This is a genomic window from Candidatus Campbellbacteria bacterium, from assembly GCA_024653945.1.
Classification (GTDB): Bacteria; Patescibacteriota; Minisyncoccia; order Phycocordibacterales; family EsbW-18; genus EsbW-18.
In genome coordinates this window covers 63,015-89,415 of record JANLIT010000004.1, presented here as the reverse complement: position 1 = coordinate 89,415, position 26,401 = coordinate 63,015, and the positions used below count along the sequence as shown (strand labels likewise).

Sequence of the window (26,401 nt, the reverse complement as noted above, 5' to 3'; positions counted from 1 at the left end):
CTAGAAGTATTACCCACACTAACTAAAACTCTTGCTCCTATGAAAAAAACAATCTCGTATTTTGTATTTCTTCTTATAGCTTCTGTATTAGTGTTTCCATCATCTGTTTTTTCAACAACATCCTTACCTCCTCCGACGGCAACCCTAACCGCTTCTCCAAATCCCATATACACACGAAGTGTTGGAAGTACTGTCCTCTCGTGGAGTTCAACATATGCAACCTCGTGTTCTGTGACACAGGGAGGAAAATCAGGATTTACTACAGGTGGCGCAACGGCAGGGAGTGATTCTTCAGACCCTATTTCTGTTTCAACAACATTTGCAATCAGTTGTACTGGGTCAAGTGGAACAGCAACGGCGAGTGTTGTTGTGAATATCAACGTGGAAGACACCACTCCAACAGCAACCCTAACCGCTTCTCCAAATCCTGTGAGCACGGGGGGTGCAACAACACTGACATGGGCTTCAACATATGCAACATTATGTTCAGTTACACAAGGAAGTTCTTCAGGATTTACTATCAGTGGTGGTGCAACATCGGGGAGTGATACTTCAAGTAATCTTATCAACGCAACGACATTTGCAATTAGTTGTACTGGCACAGGTGGTTCAGCAACCGACAGTGTTACCGTGAATGTCAATAACGGGGATGATGATGACGATGGTGGAGGCGGAGGTGGTGGGGGTGGTTCCTCAAACGACCCCGTTATCTTGATGCTTATGGAAAAACTCATCGGTCTTCTTCAACAATACCTAGCATTGCTTCTTGCAGCTCAAGGACAGTAGGATGTAAATAGTATTTTTAATTTTCTAATCCAATTCAAAGTTATATGGAAAAATTCTCAAAGTGGCTTTCACCAATCATTGCACTATTTTTTGTTACAGCGTTAAGCGTCACCGCATCTTCGACAATAGGCACAAGTATTACCACAGGAGGTGATTTGGATGTGACGGGTACCACAACCTCGCGCGCACTTGTTCTTGGTGTAACACCTTTTGATCCAGAAAGTCCCGAATATGCAACTTTTGATCCAGCAGATTATGCACCACTTGCTAGCCCATCTTTTTCTGGAACAGTCGGACTTCCTAGTGATGTGTCATCTGGAAGTGGAACAACATTTGACACTGGCGGTGATGGATCGGCTTGGATTTTCACGGCAAGTGGAGGAGGGGACATTATTCTTAATCCATCCGCGGGAGGAGAAACGGCACTACAAGGTAGGGTCCGTTTGGTGCCCGTATCCGCTGAACCCGTCGCTTGTGCGGCAGGTAGCGCGGGAACAATCGCATACTCTGACCTGTCCGATTATCTCTGTGTGTGTGATGGGGCGAGCTACGTGCAAGTGGCATCTACAACACAGGCATGTGTTTTTGTTGGTGTATAGGATAACAAGTCACGAAATATCTCTTACTTGTTGTGTATGAAAAAAATCTCTAAATTCTTCATCATTCTCGGTTTGTCGCTTGTACCCCTTTTTGCTTCTGTACAAGCTGCTTTTAATGATGTCACATTTGAAACAACAGCGATTCTTGATGTTGGTGGATATGAACTAACCATCTATGGAAGTAGTGCTGAGATTGCAAGCATAACAATTAGCGCAACTGATTTTTCAATCACTCTTGATAATGGTTCCGCTATTATTATTGCATCAGCTGACAAAGTTGGTTTTACCCACGATGCGGATGCTCAATATGTAACGAGCGAGGTGTGTAGCGACACGGAGTCACGACTCGGGCTCGCTTCAGTCGGTGGTAACCCAACCATTACCATTACACCAGAAGGTGTGTGTGTTGCAAGTGAGTCTGGAGTAATTTCAGGAGGAGGTTCAAGTGGAAGACGTATACAACACACCACAGAAGAAACAAATCAAGATTTAGTATTGATACTTATGGAACGACTTATTGAACTGCTCAAACAATATCTTCAACTCCTTCTTACTGTTCGGGTGCAGTAGGGTGTGAATAGTATTTTTAATTTTTAAATCTAATTCAAAGTTATATGGAAAAATTCTCAAAGTGGCTTTCACCGATCGTTGTGCTGTTTTTTGTTACTGCTCTTTCGGTAACAGCTTCATCAACCATTGGGACAAGTATTACTACGGGCGGTGACTTGGGTGTGACGGGTACGGCAACTGTCGGTGCGCTTACCATTGGTGCAACACCATTTAATCCAGCAAACTATGTTCTCCTCGCGGGTGACGCGGACGGGCAGACGATACAAGGCCGTACTGGGGCTGACAAGCCGAGGTTGGAGATAGGGGTAACTAGCGCCGACATGTCTGAGCTTTGGGGTAGTGGAGACTCTACCACGGCGGGCTATGTTATGGTGGACAACCAGTCTGCAACGATTGGAGTCAATGATGGAGATACGTGGTGGTCTGCACATGCTGATGTTCTTGAGGGAGGTATCGGCGGGTTCACTGTTGTATCGGTTGATAATGCTACTAAGGCGTTTAAGCTTTATACATGGAAGACGTGCCCGGTCAGCGCTATTGATGCCTGTTCGGCGGGAGAAATTTGTTTTGACGCGAATTATATATATCGTTGTGTTGCGACGGATACATGGAAGCGTGTCTCAATCACAACTTGGTAGTAGTAATTTTTGGATCCAAATATTCAAAAACCGTGTTCCTCTTGATTATTTCGGGTCTTTTTGGTACAGTACACCGGCTATGAATCCCGTTAGAGATTGTTCAGTTACGAAAAGAAACGGGAGGGAATAGTCCAAGATGTTCGAATATCTTGATTTTGTACAAATAACTACGGAAACGCAAAGCGTTTTCTATCTCTAACGGGATGAAATCCGATATACACCCAGCATATTTCTTAAAGGCGGCCGTTAAATGCGCCTGTGGGAACACATTCACCGTAGGTTCGACGAAAGAAAAGATAGACGTCGAAGTGTGTTCTGCGTGCCACCCCTTTTACGTAGGTGACGAGAGCAAGAAGATTCTCGCTGGACGTATGGAGAAATTCAAAACTCGTCAATCAACAACTGCAGCTAAGCGTGAGGAAGCAAAGAAGCACGCAACCGCAAAGAAAACCAAAAAGGCTTCTCTTGAGGTTGAATCAGAGAAGTAACTCCACAGATAATTACACGACAGTTGTGTCCTTTCTGGATATGGCTGTTTTGTTATACTGAATGATATCTATTAAGCACAAAACTCAAAGCACAAAATCCAAAAAAGTAAAAATATAAAACTAAAATTTTTTGAACTTTGATATTTGAACTTTGAATTTGGTTATACGTATGGATCTCGAAAAACTAAAACAAAATCATAAAACTGCTTTTTTGGCACACGAGCTTGAACGTCTTGCGAAAGAACGAAAAGATGTGCTCATGACCATTGAAGCAGACCCATCCTTGGCGGATTTAGCAAAGGATGATTTGACGCAAATTGATGCATCAGAGAAAGGTATTATTGAGCAGATTGAAGGAATGGAAAAAGAGGAAAAAGGTGTTGAAGAATCTCCCAATGACATTATTTTGGAAGTGCGTGCTGGAGCAGGTGGGGAAGAAGCGGCGTTATTTGCCGAGCTTTTGGCGTTGATGTATCAACACTATGCTGAAATAAAGGGTTGGCAAGTTACCACGTTGGATGAATCACGTGCAACGATGGGCGGGTATAAAGATGCATCATTTGAGATTTCTGGAAAGGGCGTGTTTAAAGAACTCCGTTTTGAAACGGGTGTGCACCGCATTCAACGTATTCCTGCAACCGAAAAATCGGGGCGCATTCATACATCAACCGCATCAGTCGCCATTCTTCCTCTCCGAAAAAAACATACACTTGAAATAAATCCTGCAGATATTGAAATGGAATTTTCACGTGCGGGAGGTGCGGGAGGACAAAACGTGAACAAGGTTGAAACGGCGGTTCGTATTGTGCACAAACCAACGGGCCTTGCGGTTCGTTCGCAGGCAGAGCGAAGCCAGCAAAGAAACCGTGACAAGGCAATGGAAATGCTTTTGGCAAAACTTGAAGTACTTGAATCGGATAAAGCAATGAAGGATTTGTCTACAGAAACAAAGGCGCAGATTGGAACAGGCGATCGTTCTGAGAAAATTCGTACATACAACTTTCCCCAAGACCGTGTGACTGACCACCGCATCAAGGAAAGTTGGTCAAATATCCCCGGAATCCTCGGAGGTGACATTTCTCGTATTATTAAAGCGTTGGCGGTGGCTTCGGATACTCCTCAAAAAGAGGCTTGATTCTCGCGTCTGTCTCTGGTATCTTTGACACGTTGCCCTACGGGGCTCTTTTCATCAAACACTATGACCACTACAGAAACTGATATAAAAGTAGCCGTCGGAGAACTCTTTACAGTAGGGGCTCATTATGGGTACCCAAAGGCACGCCGACATCCAACAACAAAGAAGTACATTTTTGGCGTAAAAAACAATGTTGAGATTTTTGACTTGGAAAAGACAGCAGAGGCCCTCAATGAGGCATGTGCATTTGTTGAAAATCTAGCAGCAACAGGAAAGAAAGTTCTCTTTGTGGGAGGTAAGCGAGAAGCACAAACAGCTATTTCTTCAGCAGCCATCCTTGCAGGCGCTCCGTTTGTAGCAGGACGATGGGTTGGAGGAACACTTTCTAATTTTGATATCATTCACAAACGGGTTGAAAAGCTTTTAACACTTTCTGATGAGCGAGAAAAAGGGACACTTACGAAGTATACAAAGAAAGAACGATTGATGATTGACCGACAGATAAAGCGTCTGGATGAGATGTTTGGTGGTATCCGAACACTCTCACACCTTCCGGGAGCTATGGTGATTGTTGACCCTCAATTTGAGAAGATTGCTCGAGCAGAAGCACTCATGCTCAAGATTCCAATTATTGCACTTTCAAATTCTGACTGTGACGTGCGAGACATTACATATGTTGTTCCGTGTAACGATGCAAGTATTGGAACTATTACGTACGTTATTGACCGAATTGCAAAAGCATACAGCACGGGTTCCAAACGTGTGCCAGCAAAAGCGGCGATGCCCGAACGAAAGCCCGTTGCTCCAGACGAACGACCTGCTCGACGGGGCGCTCGCGTAGCACCCACACACGTCGCAAAGAAATAATTGTTCATTAATTTTTTAAAACATATGGCTGTTACCGCTCTCGATGTGAAGCAGTTGCGTGACCGAACAGGTCTACCGCTCAACCAGTGTAAAGATGCCCTTGAAAGTTCGGGGGGTGATATTGAGAAGGCGCTGGATATTTTGCGTGAAAAAGGAGCAACGATTGCTTCCAAAAAATCAGACCGGGCACTTGGTTCTGGTTCTGTTCAAGCATACATTCACAACCACGGAGCTATCGGTGCGCTTGCGGAATTGCAGTGTGAAACAGATTTTGTTGCTCGAAATCCCGAATTTCAAGAACTTGCGAAAGATTTTGCTATGCAAATTGCCGCAACGGACGATGCTATACTAGAAGCAGGTGTGGAAGAGATTTTGAAACAACCATTTTTTAAGAATCCTGACATAACGCTTGGGGGACTTATTGATGGCGCGGTGCAAAAATTTGGCGAACGAACACAACTCGGACGTTTCTGTAAGTTTTCTGTATAGCGTCTGGTGTTGAGAAAATCCTCATTATGACAGCACTCATTAGTACATTTGGTGGATCGCTCTTTCTTCTCTCACTTTTCTTTGCATTTAAAGAGTGGGAAATAAAACGGAGTTCAACAACAACACTCACACTCTTTTTACAGAGACATTCTCCTGTCGTACGAGACCATTTTCTCCATATTCGAGGTCGTGTCGTACATTTTGTTGTGCTCGTTGTTCAGGCGGTACGAGACATTGTGTTATATGTTTTTCACACACTCCTAACATGGGGCCGTACCATTGTTGTTCTTGTTGCGGCACACATGATTCGAGCTGCACGAGGAGAGAAGCTTGTTGCGCAAGGAAAGGTTTCATCAGAGTATTTTAAACATCTCTATGATCACAAGAAAAAGATACAGGGTGGAATTTCTCAGGAAAACCCTGTAGAGTAGTGGTTTGTGACGAGGTAAAATATAGCCACGCCGCCTTAGCTCAGTTGGATAAAAAACAAACTGCTTTGTTTTGAATCCGACCGAAGGGAGGTGGGAGAGCAACACTTTTAGTTTGGCACGTAATGATAAGTAGGTAGAATATAGTCACGCCGCCTTAGCTCAGTTGGTAGAGCAACGCACTTGTAATGCGTAGGTCCCCAGTTCGAATCTGGGAGGCGGCTCCAAAACAAAGAGAACACTTGTCCTATGAGAAGTAAACTTGGAAAGTTCGGCGCACTGGTAAAAGAATATAAAAAAGCTCGGCGCCCATATCCAGCCGAGGTTTTTAATTTTCTGAAAAAAAATCTAACAACCAAAGATTCTTTGATTCTAGATTTGGGATGTGGTACAGGGATTTCTACAAGACAACTTACTAAGTATGGACATGTTATAGGGTGTGACCCCGATGTAGTCATGCTCCGAGCGGCAAAAAAATATCCAAAAATCAACAATGAAAAATATGTCACTGGTTATGCCAATAACCTGCCGTTTAAAGACAGAACCTTTGATGTCGTCACTGCGTTTGGTGCGTTCCATTGGTTTAATGATAGGAAAAGTATTAGTGAAATTCGCCGAGTTCTAAGGCCTGGTGGGATTATTTTTATCGTAAACAAGATGGGTCTGAAAAGTTGGGGAGAGGGTTACAGGAGAATGATTATAAGAACAATACATCGAGAGGTTGCCCACTTTCGGAAGAATATCTTATATAAACCACAAACTAGTCTACTCCAGAACAGATTTAAAAAGATAAAAATAAGAGCCTGGAGAAAAAGTGAACTATTCTCTATTCCGAACGCACTGGAGTATGTTCAGTCGGTATCAATCTGGAATTCAGTTCCCGCACTACTCAAATCAAAAGCATTAGATGGACTCAAAAAATATTTTAAGAAGATGAAGAGTGAAAAGGGTGAAATTGAAAGAAAGCTAGCGGTGCGAGTAGTTGTTGGTACAAAATAAAACAGTCGCCTCAAGCGACTGTTTTATTTTAGGTCGAATCAAAGGTATAATCGGTACATCATGGAACAAAAAGGATTTTACCACCCACTCACTGTCGCCATTCGTGATTTTGAACGTATTTTCCGTAGTATGGGTTTTTCGGTTGCAACAGGACCAGAAATTGAAGATGAGTGGCATAACTTCACCGCGCTCAATGTTCCCAAAGATCACCCTGCACGTGACATGCAGGACACCTTCTGGCTCCCTGATGGTCGCGTACTGCGTACCCACACGTCGCCGGTACAGATTCGCTACATGGAAACACACGAGCCACCAATTCGCATTATTGTGCCAGGAAAGGTGTACAGAAACGAAGCAACTGACATGACACATGAGGCACAGTTCTACCAACTTGAGGGATTGGTTGTTTCAGAAGATACAACACTGGCACACCTCAAAGGCGTACTTGAAACATTTTTCAGGGAGTTTTTTGGAGGTACGGTTGAAGTGCGACTGCGCCCCAGCTTTTTTGGATTTACCGAACCGTCAGTTGAAGTTGATATGCGCTTGACTGGCGAGCATGTAACTCCAAAACTTCGCGATCGTTGGATTGAGGTGATGGGGGCAGGTATGGTGCATCCAAATGTGCTCAACAATGCAGGTATTGATCCAAAACGCTACCAAGGATTTGCTTTTGGTGGCGGTGTTGAGCGACTCTGTATGCTCAAGTGGGGAATTGATGACGTGCGATTATTCCACACAGGTGATTTACGTCTAACCATGCAATTTCCAACCAAATAACTATATATGAAAGTATCTCGTGCATGGCTCCAAACATTTTTTGACTCCCCACTTCCTAAAGTGAGCGAACTTGAATGTATACTCACCTTTGGTGCATTTGAAATTGAGGGAATAGAAGCTGTTGGAGAAGACACGGTTTTTGATGTAAAAGTGTTGCCTAATCGTGCACATGATTGTTTGTGTCACCGAGGCATCGCAAAAGAATTTTCCGTCTTATGTAACATTCCATTGTCGCATGACCCACTTTCGGGTAGTGTTCCGTCATTTGAAAAAAGTAATGCACTAACTGTTACAGTTGAAAAAGAAAACGCATGTCCTGTGTATCAGGCGGCATATGTAAAAGGCATTACCGTTGGTCCATCGCCAAAATGGCTCACGGAACGACTTGAAACACTCGGCCAGCGTTCAATCAATAATGTTGTTGATGCTACAAACTTCGTCATGTTGGAGTTAGGTCAGCCACTTCATTCATTTGACGCACAAAAACTGGGAGATGTGGAGGGTAGCAAAGCAATTCATGTGCGTATGGCACGCGCTGGCGAAAGTATTGAGGTTCTTGGTGGCACGCGGTACGAACTTGATGAAACAATCCAACTCATTACTGATGCTTCAGGAGATACACCAATCGCAATTGCTGGCATTAAAGGTGGTAGCCAAGCAGAAGTTGATACTGCAACAAAAGATATTATTTTGGAATCTGCAAAGTTTCATCCCACACTTACACGAAAAGCATCTCAGAAATTAAAGTTGCGTACTGATGCATCATACCGTTTTGAAAATGAAATTCCTGATGAGCTACCGCTGTATGCACTTCAGGCACTTGTCACGCTCATCAAAGATATTGCAGGAGGTGATGTGATTGAGTATGATGGTTTTGAAAGGGTTCGAGCAACGCTCCCATATAAAATTGGTGTTTCATCAGACGAAGTGAACAAACTTCTTGGGACAACACTTTCAGATAATGAGCTTGTAAAAATTCTTGACCGTTTCGGATTTACATACACAAAAATAGAAAACCCTCGAGATGTTATTGTACAAAAAGCTCAAGGTGTTACCGGCGCCCCATATAAGCGCATGGCGCGCATTCGTTTTGACACACCCGAGGCGTTCAATTGTGCAACTCTCACCGCGTGGTGTGCGATTGAGGCTGGGTATACATTTGGTATACCTCGAATTACCATTGACCAATTTGTCTATCTGGATTCAATTGACGAAAAAGACCTACTGCCCGGCGATTTTATATTCACGAATACAGAGGAAGTACGTACAATTGATGGTGAAAATTATTCTTCAATACTCGGCGTTATGGTCAAAGATGAAGCAATTCGTACGAAGACGCTGGAGTATCTCCCTGGAACAGAAGTTGGGCACGGTGTTGACCATGTTGGCATCTACGCAGGCAATGGTGAGGTTATTCATGCGGGTTCTGCGGTTGGTGGTGTGGTACGAGAGAAACTTTCTGAGAGTAAAACATTTGCAAAAGAAAAGTGGTATAAACGTGTTGTTACTGATACATCTCCACGTTTTTCAGTCACAATTCCTTTTGAGCGTGTAGATATACGTTTGCCGTCTGATCTTTTTGAAGAAGTTGGACGTGTGTACGGATATGAGCACATTCCGGCACAGCAACTTCCTTTAGCATCAGTATCGAAAACGGACAAGGTGTTTTATTACACAAACAAAGTACGCGATATTCTTGTTAGTGTCGGATTCTCAGAAGTGATGACGTACACGTTCCAAGAGAAGGGGGAAGTTAAACTTGCAAATTCACTTGCAGGAGATAAGGGATTTTTGAGGAATAGTTTAGAAACAGGACTTGGAGATGCCTTCGCATATAACAGTAACATGCTCTCGCTATTAGGTATTTACGACTTTTCAAAATTAAAATTTTTCGAAATCGGAACAGTTTTTACAAAAGATGGTGAACATATTGAGCTTGAAATTATGTCTGGTGCAAAAGGAAATATTGCTGATACATTTAAACACATTGGAGATGTCTTTGGTAAACCAGCCAATTTTACTTTTGTGACGGGAGAGGATGGTGGGTTGATGAATCTTACAGAGTATGTTGAAAATCTTTCTGAACCGACAGAGTATAATTTAGCAGAAATGGTCATACCTTCTATGCAGTATGTCGCTTCGTCAATATATCCATTTGTGTTGCGTGATATTGCAGTATGGGTGCCGGATGAGTTTACGGGTTCGGATGTTGAAAAGATAATTAGAGAAAATGCCGGAGAGTATCTGGTACGGCTAGACCTGTTTGACGACTCGTACAAAAAAGACGGACGTACATCATACGCATACCACCTTGTATTCCAATCCCATGAAAAAACACTTTCAGACGATGAGGTGAACGTTATTATGCAAGCGGTTACGGATGAATTAAACGGTCGTGATGGGTGGAAAGTACGCTAGTTTTAAGCCATTTTTATACCCACCAAAACACATCAAAACCCTTTATTTTTGAGGTGTTTTTTGCTATACTGAACAGGTCAAAGTCATCATTTTTCATGCCCAAAAAGCCAGAACCAAAAACAAAGGAGTCCTCATATACAGCCTCAGATATCACCGTTCTGGAAGGGCTTGATCCTGTGCGAAAACGTCCAGGTATGTACATTGGTACGACTGGTCCTGATGGATTACACCACCTCATTACGGAAGTGTTTGATAACTCACGCGATGAAGCGATGGGTGGTTTTGCAAATGATATTGAGGTTGTATTGCTTCCAGAAAAACGCGTTCGTGTAACAGACAACGGTCGTGGTGTTCCGGTTGATAAACACAAACAAACAGGCGTGTCGGCTCTTGAGACCATCATGACGACTCTCCATGCAGGAGGAAAATTTGGTGGAGAAGGATACAAAGTATCAGGAGGACTTCACGGAGTCGGTGTATCTGTAGTGAACGCACTTTCATCATATGTGCGTGCTGATGTGTACCGCGATGGGGGACACTACATGCAGGAATATGTGCGAGGTAAACCAAAGAGTAGTGTCAAAAAATTGGAGAATTCTGATTTGCGTGGGACAACAACTACCTTTGAGGCAGACCCAGAAATTTTTCCAGAAATTATCTACAACTGGGACAAGATTGTAAATCACATGCGACAACAAGCGTACTTGGTGCGTGGACTTCGTATTGCGGTTATTGACGCGCGAGAGATTGATGAAAAAATTGATTTCAATAGCACAATGTACGTGCGTGAGCTTGGTTTGGAAACGCCATCAATGACATTTTATTTTGAAGGCGGACTTGTGTCATTTATTCGTCACCAAAACGAATTTCAAAAATCACTCCACAAAACAATTTTTTATATCGAAAAAGAACAAGATACCGTTGATGTAGAAGTTGCACTGCAGTATGTTGACGATGTGACAGACCACATCTATGCATTCGCAAACAACACGTACAACGGTGAGGGTGGAACGCACATCACCGGATTTAAAACCGCACTGACCAGAACGCTTAATACCTACGCGAAAAAAACAAACATACTTAAGGAGGCAGACGGTCCTTTTTCTGGGGATGACGTACTTGAAGGCCTTTCTGCCGTCGTATCGGTCAAGCTTCGTGAGATTCAATTTGAAGGACAAACAAAGGCCAAACTTGGTAGTGTTGAGGCCCGTGGCGCCGTTGAAACGGTATTTGGAGAGGCGTTTACTATGTTTCTTGAGGAGCGTCCAGAAGAGGCGAGGGCGGTTATGGGCAAGGTGGTGCTCGCGTTGCGCGCTCGCAAAGCAGCAAAAGCGGCAAAGGACAGTATTTTGCGAAAGGGTGCGCTTGAGGGAATGACGCTTCCGGGAAAGTTGGCCGACTGCCAAACAAAAGATGCAAGTGAATCAGAACTCTTTATTGTGGAAGGTGAATCAGCCGGAGGTACTGCAAAAACAGGACGCGATCGTCGTACTCAGGCAATTTTGCCACTACGTGGAAAAATTTTGAATGTGGAACGTGCGCGACTTGACCGTATGCTTGGTTCTGAACAAATTAAAAATCTTGTCATTGCACTCGGGACGGCCATCTCGGACACCTTCGATATTTCAAAACTTCGCTACCACAAAGTGGTGATTGCAACTGATGCCGACGTGGATGGTGCGCATATTCGAACATTGCTCCTTACGTTGTTTTATCGATATTTCAAACCGCTCATTGAAGGCGGATTTATTTACATTGCGCAACCACCACTGTATAAGGTGAAGAAAGCAAAAGAGATTCACTATTTTTATACAGAGGAAGAAAAAAATACATTTCTTAAAAAAGAAGGTGTTGATGCGAACGATGTAGAAGAGGAAGGTGAAGAGTTGGTCGAAGAAGAATCCACTGGGGTTTTTGAAGCTAACGAAGCTAACGAAGCTAACGAAGCTAACGAAGCTAAAAAGCTAACAAAGCTAACAAAGCTACCCAAGCTCTCTATTCAACGCTACAAAGGTCTTGGAGAAATGAATGCGGATGAGTTGTGGGAAACAACAATGGATCCAACACGACGAATTCTAAAACAGGTGACGATTGAAGATGCACAAGAAGCTGACCGTATTTTTGATATCCTCATGGGAACAGATGTTCCTTCCCGCAAGACATTTATTCAGAGTAATGCAAAACTCGCGAAGATTGATATCTAAATATGTATCACAGAACATGTAGCGTGTAGCTTATAGTAAGTAGCCCCGACGCTATGGTCGGGGTCCCGACTGAAACGTCGGGAAAAGTAGTGAGCAGTAAGTAGAAGTGAAAACAAAAAGCATTCGAGATAACGAGTGCTTTTTGTTTAGTGCGATATATCGCACTATTTGACACACATTCTATTCTGTGCTAGTCTTTCAGCGCGGACGGATGATCAAGCGTCTATGACGAAAATTGATTTGTCCACTGCTCTTTTTGGGAACGAAAGTCGAGGTGTTCGTTTGGACGACAATGCTCATGTTCCCAAGGGCGACTTTGGTCGCCCTCTCATCAGAGGATTTTATTTGAAATAGAATCTTGTGATGGGAGAGAGAACGAAAAGGCGATTGTTTTAAAAACGTATGGAATTGTGTTCTTTCTCCCTCAAATTAGATTTGTGAGAGGTACGATTCGAGAGTTGTCCTTAACGGACGAGGCATGAGTTGTACCTCTCACTGTTGTTCTTTGTCGTATACATCAACAATGGCCCCAAGATAATCAAACAGGGCCGAACCCGCGCTAGCGGAGAGGAGTGTCTCACAATGGGACGAACAATCGGAATCAGGCATCGAGTGAAGAAGACGGCGGAAGGTGAATCGCATCCGACGCAGGTTGCTATCAAGGAGGGGAAGAAGGTTCGCCTTCTGGATCTCCCCGACGAGGATGCTGAGCTTCAGTTCGTGCTCGGCGACTACAAAGGTGAGGGTGTTCGCGAAGGCGACAACCTCGCGATGGTTTTGGGCGGAAGCGGGGACTACCTCGCATTCGCTCTGTCTCGTCGCGCGGGTGAGATCGGCGCAAGCATCATGCGCGTGCCGAGCTTTGTCCTCAAGAACAACCGCACGACGGACAGCAAGGACGACGACTCGTCCGAGCTTGTTCGTCTCGCGGAGACGTCGCCGAACTTGTTTTACCCCGTGACGGTCCGCGACCTCTCGCTGGTCAAGGTGCGCGTGGCGTACAGTGCCCGCATCGACGCAATGAAAGCGCGCATCGCATGCGAACAGCGCCTTCGTCAGCGAACCATCGGCAGCATCTTCTGCTCGCCCGACGGTCTCGTGCCCGAAGGCGGCGTGGAGAAAGCGTTCGAGGCCAAGAAAGCCAACGACGCGATCCTCCAAGCCCTTCTCTCGGAAGAGAAGGCGCGCGAGAGGGAGCTCGCTTCGGCCGTCGAGAGTCTCGACGTGTTCGAGCGAGTCTTCTCTCCGGTCGAAGGATGCGGGGTCAAGATTGCGGCACGTATGATTGCCGCGATCATCGACATCCGCCGTTTTGCGACGGAGCCCGGCTTCAAGAAGTTCTGTGGCGTACACGTCCTTTCGGACGGCCGTTTTGCACGTCGCCGTTCTGGTGAAGTTGCCAACTGGCAGCCCGACTGTCGTCAGGCACTCTACCTTCTCGGTGAGCAGTTCAACCGCAGGCCGGATTCGGTCTGGGGCAAGAAGCTCCGCGAGTACAAGGCGAAGCTCCGTGTCGCACACCCCGACGTTGTCGTGGTGGAGGGCAAGAAGCGCTACACCGACGGGCACATCCACAAGATGGCGATCTGGCGCACGGTGACGAAGTTCGCCGAGTACGTCTACATGACGTGGTGGGACCTCGAGCGCGAGGTGGAACGGCAGAAGAAAGTAGCCTAGTGTTGATGTTCGTGTGGAGACGTTATCCATGATGTCTTAGAGACGTAAGTGAACATGTCTCCATACGATTAGATTTTAGTGCGGACGAAGTTTGCGGTTTCTTTTAAAAGACGAGAGATCCTCTGTCCGCACAGGGTGCATCTCTGGCGCGCATGCGCGCCAGAGATGCACCCTTCCTTACAGAATCTTTTTTGAAGGGTTTTGTAAGGAGGGATGGTAGACGACTCCTGGTGTTTTCAAACTGAAAGCTGCCACCTTTGTCTGCCTTGGCGAAACGAATGGACTGGTTTCCTTGACGGGATGACTGGTAATTGTTTCGCCACCCTCGCAATTTGAAAAAGGTGAAAGACGTTATTCCCTAAGTCTTCACTCGAAGACGAAAGTAGTGCTGTCTTTCACCGCAGTTCTTTTGGGGACGCCCCGATGCTTGTTCTTACTTGAACGAAAGGGTATATGTCCCCAAGGGCGACTTCGGTCGCCCTCTCATCAGAGGATTTTATTTGAAATAGAATCTTGTGATGGGAGAAGACGTTATTAAAGGTGTAAGCTTACAAAAACGGACTCCTATTTGTCTTTCTCCCGCCGCTGTTCTTTTGGGGACGAGCTTGGTCCTGTTTTGAAGACGGACAGTCATGTGTCCCCATTTTGCCCTCGACCAGACAGACTGGTCGGGGGCTTCTGCTACGTGTCGTGTCAAAAAGGAAATAATGCGTGGGCTTGACATTCGTAAATGATTGCTATATAATACGACTTACAATTATTGAACATTAAAAAACGGCTTAACAAAGCCACTAATAGGAAAGCTCAAAGCACAAAGTTCGAAATCCAAAAAAGTATTTAAACCAAAACTAATTACTAACCTCAAACTTCTAACCTCTAACTTCAACTCTATATGGACCTCCCTATTATACAAAAAGCATCTAAATATAAAGATCTCACTATTAAAGTATTGAGTGTTGTCGGCGGTATTGCGATTATCGCGGGCGTTGTGTGGGTTGGTGCGCGTGGGCTCGTGCTGTTTCCAAGCGTTGGAAGCGCACTCGCAACTGCGGTTGCCAGTGTACAATCACTTTTTATTCCAGCGGAGCGCATTATTGTGTCCACGGTTGATAGTCAGATTGTCGTGAACAAGCCATTTACACTCACATGGGAACACCGCGGTAAGGACACGGAAGGTTCATACACCTTTGTCTATGAATGTACTGATGGTGTACATCTTGTACGCCGTGTTGCTAGTACAGACACAACGCTCTTTTGTAATACACCAACACCACTTACTGATGGTAGGAATGAGATAACACTTGTGCCAGTTGGTACAGTGGACGGGATTGCCACAGTTTCAGTTTCAATTCGTTTTACTGAAAATGACAGCCCCTTCGTTTCTCAAGAAGGAACTCTTTCACTTCTTGTACAAGATGCGTATCTTGATACGGCAACAAGTACTACAACAACCACAACTACTACGACAACAACAAGTACATCAACGCAACCAACTCCGACAGCAACAGGGGTCGTGACAGGTTCAGTTGGGCAGACAATCACCGTTCCCGTCATTGTGCCTCCATTTTCTGACCCGAACGGAAAACCAGATCTTGCTCCTCGCGTTATTGCGCTTGGTCTTGTAGATACAAAAACAGGATCGTTTACAGAAACAAATGATATTCCCTACAAACTTCCATCAGGGAAACGAGGAGCGATTAAATTTGAAATTCGCAATGATGGAACAAAGGAGTCAGGCAAGTGGAAATTTGAAATAGCACTTCCTACATCTCCCTCATACACATATACATCAACAAGCCAGCAATCACTTTTTCCTGGAGATCGTATTGAATATGTTATTGGGTTTGATCGTATAAAAAATGCGGATGAAGACGATTACCGCATAGAAGTTGACCCCACCGATTCAGTTACTGAGTCAAACGAGAAAAATAACGTTAAGACAGGGGTTGTTGAAATTGACAGATAAGGAGCTCCTACAAAGGTTGTAAGAGTTAGTGCCGTTCTTCAGGATGTCTGGGGAACGGTATTGACTTTATATAAAAAGGTGGTAGTATTCATAGACAACACATACACGTGCTATGCAAAAGAAAACTGCACAAACAAGGCAAAAAAACACATATTCCCAAAGCATGGTGAGTGACCTTTTTGCACTTCTAAAAGAGCATCCGGTGCTTGTCGGCATCCTGTGGAGCGGTTTTTTTATCGTTCTCCTGGGTATTTCATTTGCTCTTGGTTTGGTACCAAAACTTGAAACAGAAACCCCCACAGTTGCAATTGCGAACACGACAGTGCCACAATCCACAGATGCCGTGCAAGAGGATAGTGCACCAGTGCGAATTATTATTGAGCGTATTGGTGTTGATACACTGATTGTGAATCCAGAAAGTCGTGACATTGAAATTCTTGATACGGCACTTTTGAGTGGCGCGGTCCGCTATCCAGGTTCGGGTGATTTGGAAGATGTAAGCAACATATTTCTTTTCGGTCACAGCACAGGTTTTCGTGTTGTACAAAACCAAGCATTCAAAGCATTCAGTGGTTTAAAGGATGCACGTGAAGGAGATCTCGTCCGCGTGCAGTCAAAAACAAAAGAGTATGTGTATCGCGTGACAAAAGTATCACTCGTTAACGAAGATGAGGTACGTGTGAACTTTTCAAGCACACGAAAAAAATTAACGCTTTCAACATGCAATTCGTTTGGTCAAAAAGAGGAACGATATGTTGTTGAATCGGATTTTGTTGGTAGCTACGACCTCACTGCACGCTAAATAGAGAGGTATTGACTTTTAATTTTTAGGGATGTATAATGCGCAAACGTACATATACTAATCAAATACATATGTTAAAAACAATTACACAATCAGTTCGATCTAATTTTCTCGGGGCAGGAGTGTCATTACTCCTCGTCGCCTCTGTTGTGGTGCCAAGTGCAATGCTTGCACAGCAAGCAACAATTGAAGGTGCTACGGTGGCTACCAAAAGTGCTGAAGTAACCCCTCCTACTGGTGGCGGAACCCACGAGCCATCCACATGTGTTCCTAATCCACGAGCAGACCTCCGTCATCCAAACGGTGATCCATTTATCGTCACTGGTAACCTTCCCACATCAGTTGAAGTAAAAAATTTCTCAACAGAGTGTACATATTCAATTCACATGGCTACATACAAGGTATTTGATGAGTGGGAACCGGGTTCGAACACAACGTTCCTTGCAACACAAACACTCTATAGCGATAACGAAGACTCGATTGGACCTGGTGCAACAATAACAATATCAAGGTCACAACCTACCACGTGTCAGTATCAATCCGATTTCTTTGAAGGCCCAGCCGCACCTCAGACAAACCCAGATTTTGCGCAATTGCCGGCCTACACGGTTTTTGACTGGGAATTCGCGTCCTATCCTTTGCCTTTGTGTGGACCAAAACTCACCGTTACCAAAACTGTCATCAATGACAACGGTGGAACCGCAGTCGTTTCTGATTTTCCCTTGTTCGTAAATACCACACCAGTAACGAGTGGTGTTAATAACTACTTTCACGCAGGAACATACACCGTGTCTGAAACCAACCTCCCCGGATATACAGCTGGCACATGGGGAGGTGATTGTGCGGCGAACGGCTCGGTGACACTTTCCGGAGAACAGAACAAGACATGTACCATCACCAACAACGATAATCCAGTTTCAAATCCAGCAACACTTACGATTATAAAAACCGTTATTAACGACGACGGCGGTATTAAGCAGGTTGCTGACTTTCATCTGTATGCAGACAGTATTCCTTTTGTCAGTGGTGTTTCGCAACACCTTCAGCCAGGTACACGCACAGTTCACGAAGACCAACTTCCCGGATATACCGCAAGCGCATGGGGAGGTGACTGTGCCGCAAATGGCACCGTGACACTTGCCGCAGGACAAAGCAAGACATGTACGATTGTGAACAACGACAATCCAGTGATACCAAATCCTGCACACCTTAGACTTATAAAAACCGTTATTAACGACGATGGCGGTATCAAGCAGGTTTCAGATTTCAAACTCTATGTAGGCAATGTCATTGTTATAAGCGGTGAAACAAACCAATTTGCCGCTGGAGCATATACTGTTCACGAAGACCAACTTCCCGGATATACAGCCAGCGCATGGGGTGGAAACTGTGCTGCAAATGGTACGGTCACGCTTGTCGCAGGACAGACAAAAACATGTACCATCACCAACAACGACAATCCAATCATTACAAACCCGGCAACACTGACAGTCATTAAGACAGTCATTAACGACGATGGTGGTATTAAACAAGTTGCTGATTTCAATTTGTATGTTGATCGAGTGTTCGATGAGGAACCAACAGTACTTGTTATAAGCGGTGAAACTAACCAGTTTGCCGCTGGAGCATACACCGTTCGCGAAGACCAGCTTCCTGGCTATACCGCAAGCGTGTGGGGTGGTGACTGTGCCGCAAATGGTTCAGTGACACTTGCTGCAGGCCAAAATAAAACATGTACAATCACCAACAACGACAACCCAATTATTTCAAATCCAGCAATGTTGAGGGTAATCAAAACAGTTATCAATGATGATGGTGGAATAAAACAGGTTTCGGATTTCAATCTGTATGTTGAGCGAGTGAACCGTGAAGTACCAACGATAAGTACTACACCAACAGTGCGCGTCATAAGTGGTGAAACTAATCAGTTTACCCCCGCCAACTACCTTGTTTTTGAAGACCAGCTTCCCGGATATACAGCCGGCGCATGGGGAGGTGACTGTGCCGCAAACGGCACCGTGACACTTGTCGCAGGACAAACAAAAACATGTACGATTGTAAACAACGACAATCCAATCATTCAAAATGGTGCAACACTGACGGTTATTAAGACGGTCATTAACGACGACGGTGGAACTAAGCAAGTTTCAGATTTTAATCTGTACGTTGAGCGAGTAAACAGTGAAATACCAACGGTAATTGATGCACCAACAGTACTTGTTATAAGCGGTGAAACAAACAAATTTGCTCCAGCCAACTATCTTATTTTTGAAAACCAACTTTCTGGCTATACCGCAAGCGTGTGGGGTGGTGACTGTGCTGCAAATGGTTCAGTGACACTTGCTGCAGGACAAGATAAAACATGTACCATCACGAACAATGACAATGCAGGGGGCGGAGGTGACGACGATGACGACGACGATGACGATGGGGGTGGCGGAGGTGGTGGGGGCAGTGGCCACCGTCCGAAGGTTGTTCTCTTCAGTACTCCCGAAGTTCTCGGTTCTTCAATTTCTCTAACACAGGTTCCGTACACGGGTCTTGGAACAAGCCTCTTCCAGATACTCCTCTTTATCATTGGTTTGCTCGCAATCTCTGGTGGGGTAACCTATGTCATTGCACGTCGACGCACAAACGAGAACGTATTTGAGGTAGTTTCACCCACGAGCACACACTACGTCCAAGACGTTGCACCGATTCTTGAAGAAAATCTTCCTGAAGTAGACACATTTTCTGCGTACGATGAATACACATCTCGTGTTCAGCCAATTATTGCAGAGGTTCCCGTAGATCTTCCCATTGCTCCAGCAATTCCTGTAGCTGATGTTGTTGCACAATCACTCGCAGTGCGCATGGTTGCACAGCGTGAGCATGCCGTTGCTCAAAGCACCGTTTCACTTGCTCGACTACAAGATGTGGCACGTTCATCTCAAGCGCTGGTGTCTGAGGATGGTATGAAACTTGTTGTACACTCAGCAGAAGGTGACGAAAAGAAAGCAATTGAACGATTGTTACAAGTTGTCGAAATTGCAAAGACACGATACCCACGAGAAGATGGATGGCTTGTGCTCGATAAAGGGCGCGTTCGCGAGGCACTCTTTATTTCAACACTTTCAATGGTTCCATTGTTTGTTGAATGGATGGTGCGAGCAGAAGACAAAAACATCTTCGGATTTCTCCGTATGCTCAAATCACAAGAACAACCAGTAGCCGACTTTATGCGAAAAGTGGTAGCGGAACTTGACAACGCACATCGCGCACGACTTGAGGGTGCTGAAGAAAAGACAACGGTCAATCCGCACATTGCAGAAGTAACGTATCATCTTTCAAATAACGAGCTAGAGGTAATTATTGGTGAACTGTTGCAGGGTGTTGATGAACGCTACGATTCAGCATATACATCAGTTCGTCTTGCCCTTGTCCGTGTATTGGATGTTATTAAAGAACGACAGTTTACACGTATTGGTGGCGCATACACGTTCTCTCAAAATCAAGAGGCATAATTCTTTAGAAAAATATATCTAAAAGCAGAACCTGCACACACGTGCGGGTTTTGCTTTTGGGGGCTGTCTGTGCTATAGTTGTGGGTACAAATCTGGTGTCGTTCATGGACAGTGATGTTTAGTGTGGCACCCGTTTTATTAATCGTAATTTTTTGACATGACTTCAACACAAAAAGGAGGAGCGGGTGTTACGATCCTCATCATTGTTGTTCTTCTCATTCTCGCAGGTGTTCTCTTCTTCACAAACAAGAAGGATGTGTCTGATGTGATTGTAGATGAGACAACAGTAGAAACAACAACTGTTGTTGCAACTACAAGTGATGATGGAACAACTGGCACAACAACAGAAGTAACAACTTCTACTACAACAACGACAAACTAATTTTTTCGTTTTGCAAAACACCACCCGTATGCGAGTGGTGTTTTGTTTTTGTCTATGCTAGTCTGCCTAGTACTACTATGAGTATTTCAGGATTATTGCTACAAAAACTCGCACAGAAACAACTCGAAGGGTTACCTCCCGAGCAACGCGATATGTTTATGCGTATGCTTGAAAAAGACCCAGACCTTTTTGTACGTATTGCACAAGAGGTTCAAGAAAAAACGAACAGTGGTATGGAGCAAATGGCCGCAGCCCAAGCTGTTTTTGCATCTCACGAAGTTGAATTGCACACCTTAATGCAGGATTCAAAATAATTATGGGACTCTCGCTTGGTATTGTTGGTCTTCCCAACGTTGGTAAGTCGACGCTTTTTAATGCGCTTACACGTCAAAGTGTTGATGCCGCAAATTATCCGTTCTGCACCATTGATCCGTCAGTTGGTGTTGTTCGAGTACCCGACGAACGTCTCACCGTTCTTTCAACGTTTTCACAATCAAAAAAAACAATTCCTGCGGCCGTTGAGTTTGTGGACATCGCGGGACTTGTAAAGGGCGCATCGGAAGGGCAGGGACTTGGAAACCAATTTCTCTCCCACATTCGCGAAGTTGATGCGATTGTGCAGGTGGTGCGTATATTTGAAAATGCTGACATTATTCACGTATCAAACACCATTGACCCAGTACGAGACATTGGGGTGATTAATTTAGAGCTTATTTTGGCAGATATGCAGGTAGTAACGAAGCGTCTCGGAAGTGTTGAGAAGGAGGTCCGTAGTGGCTCACGTGAGGCACAGGTTGAGAAAGACGGGCTGGAGAAGGTGAAGGTAGTGCTTGAATCCGAGGCATTTGCTCGAACCACAGCACTCACCGAAGAAGAGTTTGAAAAAGTGAAACTCCTCAACCTTTTGACGATGAAAAAGATGCTCTACGCACTTAACACACAATCAGGTGGAAAAAATTTAGATGAACTCAAAGATGAACGGTGGACGGCATTGCTTGCATTTTTTGAAAAAGAAAAAGCGGTATGGGTTGTGGTGGACGCAAATACAGAATCTGATTTGAAAGATATGGAATATGACGAGCGTGTTGCCATGCGCACAGAGCTTTCAGTACGTGGTGGTATTGATGATTTAATTGTTTCTGGTTTTACACTTCTTGATTTGATGACATTCTTGACGACTGGAGAAGATGAAACACGTGCGTGGACAATAAAGAAGGGAAGCACTGCACCGCAAGCTGGCGCTGCGATTCACACGGACTTTTTACAAAAATTTATTCGTGCTGAGGTTGTTTTTTGGAAAGATTTAATTGATGCCGGCTCATACGCAACAGCTCGTGAAAAGGGTTTGGTACGTACAGAAGGGAAGGAATACATCGTCAAAGACGGCGACGTCGTCGAGTTTAAAATCTAGTTTACAAGTCATGTAACATGTAACAAGGGAGCCCGACCTTCCTGTAGAGAAGTCGGACGTCTGAAAATGTTGCATGAAATGAAAAAGGGCCGGGGAGTCATCGCTGACTGCCCGGCCCCCGCACTGCGTCTCTGTGTATCCAACCCTTTTTAACTCAAGCTGTGCGAGTACTTGATGCGGACACCCGCTAACAGTCCGTCAAGTGAGAGGGTTTATTTGTAGTTTCGCGGCGCGAAACTCTCTCCTTACACTCGCAAGCGCCTTCACTAATCACGCACTAGCAGGCCCTCCTTTTGAGTGGTACCGCCGTTCTGTCTCACAAGAAGCGAGAAGATCGTGTGTTGTCGGTGGCGAGGTACTCTTCTAGTACTTGTTTGACCAGCCCTTGCTCTTGGTAGCCAAGGGTATCTAGTTCGAACCTCCTTTTGAGCCAGGTTGTTGTAGTTGGTTGTCTGTGGGAGCCTCGTTGGGCTGTCCCACGAAGAACGATACCTTCTCATGCAAGCTGGGCAACCCGTGCCTGCTGAAGGTAGATACAGTATAGCAGACCATGTTTGTTTGTCAAGTGTTTTTTAGACTCGCTATTTTCGTGTATTTTGGGCAAGAATCAGAGTATACTTGGTGTGTAATCAAGGAAATTACTAACTACTTACTACTTACTACTAACTTCTATTTATATGGATAAACCAAAAATGACGCCAAAGGACTTCTTTATGTATCTTGGCACGGCGGTAGCGCTCTATGCATCTGCGGGTGCCCTTATTGCGATTTTTTTTAGTATTATCAACACCCTACTTCCCGACGCATTGAATCCACAGTACATGTCATCGTGGGCAACAAGTGGTATGCGATTTGCTATGTCAACACTCCTTGTTGCATTTCCTTTGTACATCGTGCTTTCGTGGCTCATCCGAAAAGATATAGCTCGCGATGTTGCCAAGTATCAACTCGCTATTCGTAAATGGTTTGTGTACTTCACACTCTTTATTGCTGGTGCGGCGGTTGCGGGTGACATTATCGCGCTGGTGAATACATACCTTGGTGGAGAAATTTCATCTCGGTTTATTTGGAAAATGCTTTCAGTATTTGTTGTTGCTGGAATTATCTTTGCCTACTACTTCTATGATTTACGTCGTGCAGAGTCAAAGGATACAAAAGTAAACAAAACACTCATCGTGCTTGCCGTCATTGGAGTTGTTGGAGTTGTTGTGTGGGGACTTGTTGTTGCGGGCTCACCATCTCAAGTTCGTGCGCTTCGTTTTGATGAACAACGAGTGAACGACCTTTCGGGTGTTCAACAGGAGATTACCCTTTACTACCAAAAGCACAACGCATTGCCAACAACTCTAGGTGCACTTTCTGATGATATTAGTGGATACCGCGCACCCGTTGACCCACAATCACAAGAATCATATGAATACACGGTGCTTAAACCTCTTTCGTTTGAATTGTGTGCGACGTTTGCTCAAGCAAATCTTGATTCGGCAAAAACAGCACCTGCACCTGTGTACTACGACATGGGGGGTATGAGTGGAAACTTTGTTCACGATTCGGGACGAGTGTGTTTTGAACGAACAATAGATCCAAAAACATATCCAGTGTATAAACAGTAAAATAAGAAAAACAGCCTCGCCACACAGCTGTGGCGAGGCTGTTTTTATATCCTCAGTGCGTGGTGTAGTATAGTGTTTACGTATATGGAATCCTACGACCACAAAAAAATTGAAGAGAAATGGCGTAAAGAGTGGGAGAGGCAAGAGCTTTTCCGTGCGCAGGATGAAGACAAACGCCCCAAGTTCTACTCGTTAATTGAGTTTCCCTATCCGTCGGGAAACCTGCATGTGGGACATTGGTATGCATTTTCTGTTCCAGATATTTTTGCGCGGTACAAACGCATGAAGGGTTTCAATGTGCTCTACCCAATGGGGTTTGATGCATTCGGTTTGCCCGCTGAAAACGCTGCGATTAAAAACAAATTGAATCCGCGCGAGTGGACACTTGGCAATATTGAGTACATGCGCAACCAACTTCGTTCAATGGGTGCATCGTTTGATTGGTCGCGCGAAGTGGTGACGTGTGATCCATCGTACTACAAATGGACACAGTGGCTCTTTCTGCAAATCTACAATAAAGGTTTGGCATATCAAAAAGAAACGGAGGTAAACTGGTGTCCCTCATGCAAGACGGTGCTCGCAAATGAGCAAGTGGTTGCGGGACACTGTGAACGGTGTGAAACAGAAGTTGAGAAGCGTTTGATGAAACAATGGAATCTTAAAATTACCGACTACGCACCACGACTATTGTCTGACTTAGACACACTCCAGTATCCAGAAGCGATTAAAGAAGCACAACGAAATTGGATTGGTGCGTCAGAAGGTGCACAGATTAAATTCGAAATTCGAAATTCGAAATTCGAAAAATTAGATTTTGTTGAGGTGTTTACAACTCGTCCGGACACGCTATTTGGTGCAACCTACCTTGTGCTCGCACCCGAGCATGAATTGGTAGAAAAACTAAAAGGTACTATTTCCAATTTTGCGGAAGTGCAAAAATATGCGACAGAGTCACGCAAGAAAGCGGAGATTGATCGTATGGCGGAGGGAAGAGAAAAGACGGGTGTGAAGCTTGAGGGTGTTGTTGCGATTAATCCAGCAAACAAAGAAGAGATTCCAATATTTATTGCTGATTACGTACTCGCATCATATGGGACAGGTGCCATTATGGCCGTCCCTGCACACGACAGACGAGATTATGAGTTTGCACGGCGTTACGAGTTGCCAATGGTCCACGTTATCGATCCTTTGAACGAGCACGATGTAGACACGTGGGGGTATCCGACGTTTGCTCCTCACCAATTAGAAGACGAAACAGTAGCACAAACTTCGGAACGACATCGTCTTTCAGAGCTTGATTTGATAAAAAAAGGCGAGCGCTGTTACGAAGGTCACGGAGTATTGGTGAATTCAAACCAATTCAATGGAAAAAATACTGAAGAAGTAAAAAGAGAAATTACCGAATCTGTTGGTGGGGAAATGAAAACAACGTACCGTATGCGTGATTGGATTGTGTCACGTCAACGATATTGGGGTTGTCCCATTCCAATTATCCATTGTGAGAAATGTGGTCCAGTTCCTGTTCCAGAGAAAGACCTTCCTGTGATACTTCCCGAAATTGACGACTATCTTCCAATGGGGGATGGTAAGTCGCCTCTCGCAAAAGCAGAAAGTTGGGTGAATGTGAAGTGTCCAACATGTGGCGGAGATGCACAACGCGAAACAGATACGTTGGATACATTCATTGATTCTTCGTGGTATTTTCTTCGATACACCGACCCAAAGAATGAGAAAGAGTTTGCGTCCCGAGCAAAACAAGATATGTGGATGCCTGTTGCGTTTTATTCTGGTGGGGCCGAACACACAACAATGCACTTGCTGTATTCTCGATTTTGGCACAAAGTTCTTTTTGACCTCGGGCTTGTTCGTGACTCGGAACCGTACCTGAAGCGAATGAATCGCGGACTCATTCTTGGTCCTGATGGAAACAAAATGAGTAAGAGTAAAGGAAACGTTATTGATCCAGATGCGGTAGTTGCACAACTTGGGTCGGATACCGTTCGTATGTATCTTGCATTCATTGGACCATACAATGAAGTTGGTTCGTATCCCTGGAGCTCCGACGGTATCATTGGAGTACGAAGATTTATTGAACGAGTATGGAAAATGGCAAGTAAGATTGGCGCTGATGAGCTATCTGAGAGTGGTAAGCGAGTTCTTCATCAAACAATTAAGAAAGTGACGGATGAAATAGAATCGTTTAAGTTTAACACCGCTGTTTCGGCACTCATGATTTGTCTTAATGCTCTGGAGAAAGAAAGGGGAATACCACAAGAAGCTTTTGAAACCTTCGCGCGTATTCTTGCTCCCTTTGCCCCACATATTACCGAAGAGCTTTGGCAACAGCTCGGGCATCAGGATTCTGTTCATATACAAGCGTGGCCGACGTACGATGAGTCAGTACTTGCAGAAAAAGAGATATATGTTATAATGCAGGTCAACGGTAAGGTTCGGGGTAAGGTTTTGACCATCCCCGGAGTGACCCAAGATGACGTTTTGGCCTTAATTTATAAGGATGAAAAGCTGTCTCGGTACCTAGAGAAAGTTACTGTTGAGAAGGTCATTTTTATCCCCAATCGCCTTATAAGTATCGTTACGCGAGAGCCTTGACGATATCCCCCAAGAGTGATAGACTAGCAGGTATCA

At 44.7% G+C, this 26,401-nt stretch carries 22 protein-coding genes and 1 tRNA gene; all 23 read left to right on the top strand.

Translation table 11 applies throughout. The features are described from left to right. Window positions 1–39 precede the first annotated feature (39 nt). The 23 genes from NUW02_03465 (at window position 40) to leuS (ending at window position 26,365) form a co-directional block, all read left to right on the top strand. On the top strand, window positions 40–786 hold the full coding sequence (locus NUW02_03465) for a hypothetical protein (protein MCR4275069.1): 747 nt from the start codon (window positions 40–42) through the stop codon (window positions 784–786). A 44-nt stretch (window positions 787–830) separates the two neighbouring features. Further along, on the top strand, window positions 831–1,385 hold the full coding sequence (locus NUW02_03460; GenBank protein MCR4275068.1) for a hypothetical protein: 555 nt from the start codon (window positions 831–833) through the stop codon (window positions 1,383–1,385). A 36-nt stretch (window positions 1,386–1,421) separates the two neighbouring features. After that, a complete protein-coding gene (locus NUW02_03455; protein ID MCR4275067.1) occupies window positions 1,422–1,955 on the top strand; it encodes a hypothetical protein in 534 nt (177 codons plus the stop codon). A 44-nt stretch (window positions 1,956–1,999) separates the two neighbouring features. Beyond that, window positions 2,000–2,593 (top strand): hypothetical protein, encoded by a 594-nt coding sequence (locus NUW02_03450; GenBank protein ID MCR4275066.1) that lies wholly within the window; start codon window positions 2,000–2,002, stop codon window positions 2,591–2,593. Between the two features lie 203 nt (window positions 2,594–2,796). Continuing rightward, entirely contained in the window at window positions 2,797–3,081 is a 285-nt protein-coding gene (rpmE, locus tag NUW02_03445; GenBank protein MCR4275065.1) for a 50S ribosomal protein L31, read from the top strand. 169 nt (window positions 3,082–3,250) lie between these two features. Beyond that, on the top strand, window positions 3,251–4,216 hold the full coding sequence (locus tag NUW02_03440; protein MCR4275064.1) for a PCRF domain-containing protein: 966 nt from the start codon (window positions 3,251–3,253) through the stop codon (window positions 4,214–4,216). Window positions 4,217–4,279: 63 nt separating this feature from the next. Next, window positions 4,280–5,083, top strand: a complete 804-nt coding sequence (gene rpsB / locus NUW02_03435; protein ID MCR4275063.1) for a 30S ribosomal protein S2 — start codon at window positions 4,280–4,282, stop codon at window positions 5,081–5,083. Between the two features lie 24 nt (window positions 5,084–5,107). Beyond that, window positions 5,108–5,572 carry an elongation factor Ts gene (locus tag NUW02_03430; protein ID MCR4275062.1) on the top strand — a complete coding sequence of 155 codons (465 nt, stop codon included), beginning with the start codon at window positions 5,108–5,110 and terminating at the stop codon, window positions 5,570–5,572. Window positions 5,573–5,598: 26 nt separating this feature from the next. Further along, on the top strand, window positions 5,599–6,003 hold the full coding sequence (locus NUW02_03425; protein MCR4275061.1) for a hypothetical protein: 405 nt from the start codon (window positions 5,599–5,601) through the stop codon (window positions 6,001–6,003). Between the two features lie 148 nt (window positions 6,004–6,151). Then, window positions 6,152–6,227, top strand: a tRNA-Thr gene (locus tag NUW02_03420). Window positions 6,228–6,249: 22 nt separating this feature from the next. After that, window positions 6,250–6,999 carry a class I SAM-dependent methyltransferase gene (locus tag NUW02_03415; protein MCR4275060.1) on the top strand — a complete coding sequence of 250 codons (750 nt, stop codon included), beginning with the start codon at window positions 6,250–6,252 and terminating at the stop codon, window positions 6,997–6,999. A gap of 60 nt (window positions 7,000–7,059) precedes the next feature. Then, window positions 7,060–7,779: a phenylalanine--tRNA ligase subunit alpha gene (pheS, locus tag NUW02_03410; GenBank protein ID MCR4275059.1), complete on the top strand. Its 720-nt coding sequence runs from the start codon at window positions 7,060–7,062 to the stop codon at window positions 7,777–7,779. A 6-nt stretch (window positions 7,780–7,785) separates the two neighbouring features. Beyond that, complete coding sequence (locus NUW02_03405; GenBank protein ID MCR4275058.1) at window positions 7,786–10,197, top strand: phenylalanine--tRNA ligase beta subunit-related protein; 2,412 nt, start codon at window positions 7,786–7,788, stop codon at window positions 10,195–10,197. Between the two features lie 95 nt (window positions 10,198–10,292). Then, window positions 10,293–12,401 (top strand): type IIA DNA topoisomerase subunit B, encoded by a 2,109-nt coding sequence (locus tag NUW02_03400; GenBank protein ID MCR4275057.1) that lies wholly within the window; start codon window positions 10,293–10,295, stop codon window positions 12,399–12,401. Window positions 12,402–12,983: 582 nt separating this feature from the next. Further along, window positions 12,984–14,078, top strand: coding sequence for a hypothetical protein (locus NUW02_03395; GenBank protein ID MCR4275056.1), 1,095 nt, complete (start codon window positions 12,984–12,986; stop codon window positions 14,076–14,078). A gap of 892 nt (window positions 14,079–14,970) precedes the next feature. Continuing rightward, window positions 14,971–16,044: a hypothetical protein gene (locus tag NUW02_03390; protein MCR4275055.1), complete on the top strand. Its 1,074-nt coding sequence runs from the start codon at window positions 14,971–14,973 to the stop codon at window positions 16,042–16,044. Between the two features lie 112 nt (window positions 16,045–16,156). After that, window positions 16,157–16,846 carry a sortase gene (locus tag NUW02_03385; GenBank protein MCR4275054.1) on the top strand — a complete coding sequence of 230 codons (690 nt, stop codon included), beginning with the start codon at window positions 16,157–16,159 and terminating at the stop codon, window positions 16,844–16,846. A gap of 71 nt (window positions 16,847–16,917) precedes the next feature. After that, a complete protein-coding gene (locus NUW02_03380) occupies window positions 16,918–20,349 on the top strand; it encodes a hypothetical protein (protein ID MCR4275053.1) in 3,432 nt (1,143 codons plus the stop codon). 157 nt (window positions 20,350–20,506) lie between these two features. Beyond that, a complete protein-coding gene (locus tag NUW02_03375; protein MCR4275052.1) occupies window positions 20,507–20,731 on the top strand; it encodes a hypothetical protein in 225 nt (74 codons plus the stop codon). 77 nt (window positions 20,732–20,808) lie between these two features. After that, window positions 20,809–21,045 carry a hypothetical protein gene (locus NUW02_03370; protein MCR4275051.1) on the top strand — a complete coding sequence of 79 codons (237 nt, stop codon included), beginning with the start codon at window positions 20,809–20,811 and terminating at the stop codon, window positions 21,043–21,045. A 2-nt stretch (window positions 21,046–21,047) separates the two neighbouring features. Continuing rightward, a complete protein-coding gene (gene ychF / locus NUW02_03365; GenBank protein MCR4275050.1) occupies window positions 21,048–22,142 on the top strand; it encodes a redox-regulated ATPase YchF in 1,095 nt (364 codons plus the stop codon). 677 nt (window positions 22,143–22,819) lie between these two features. Then, a complete protein-coding gene (locus NUW02_03360) occupies window positions 22,820–23,755 on the top strand; it encodes a DUF5671 domain-containing protein (protein ID MCR4275049.1) in 936 nt (311 codons plus the stop codon). Window positions 23,756–23,839: 84 nt separating this feature from the next. Next, window positions 23,840–26,365, top strand: a complete 2,526-nt coding sequence (gene leuS / locus NUW02_03355) for a leucine--tRNA ligase (GenBank protein ID MCR4275048.1) — start codon at window positions 23,840–23,842, stop codon at window positions 26,363–26,365. Window positions 26,366–26,401: the final 36 nt, after the last annotated feature.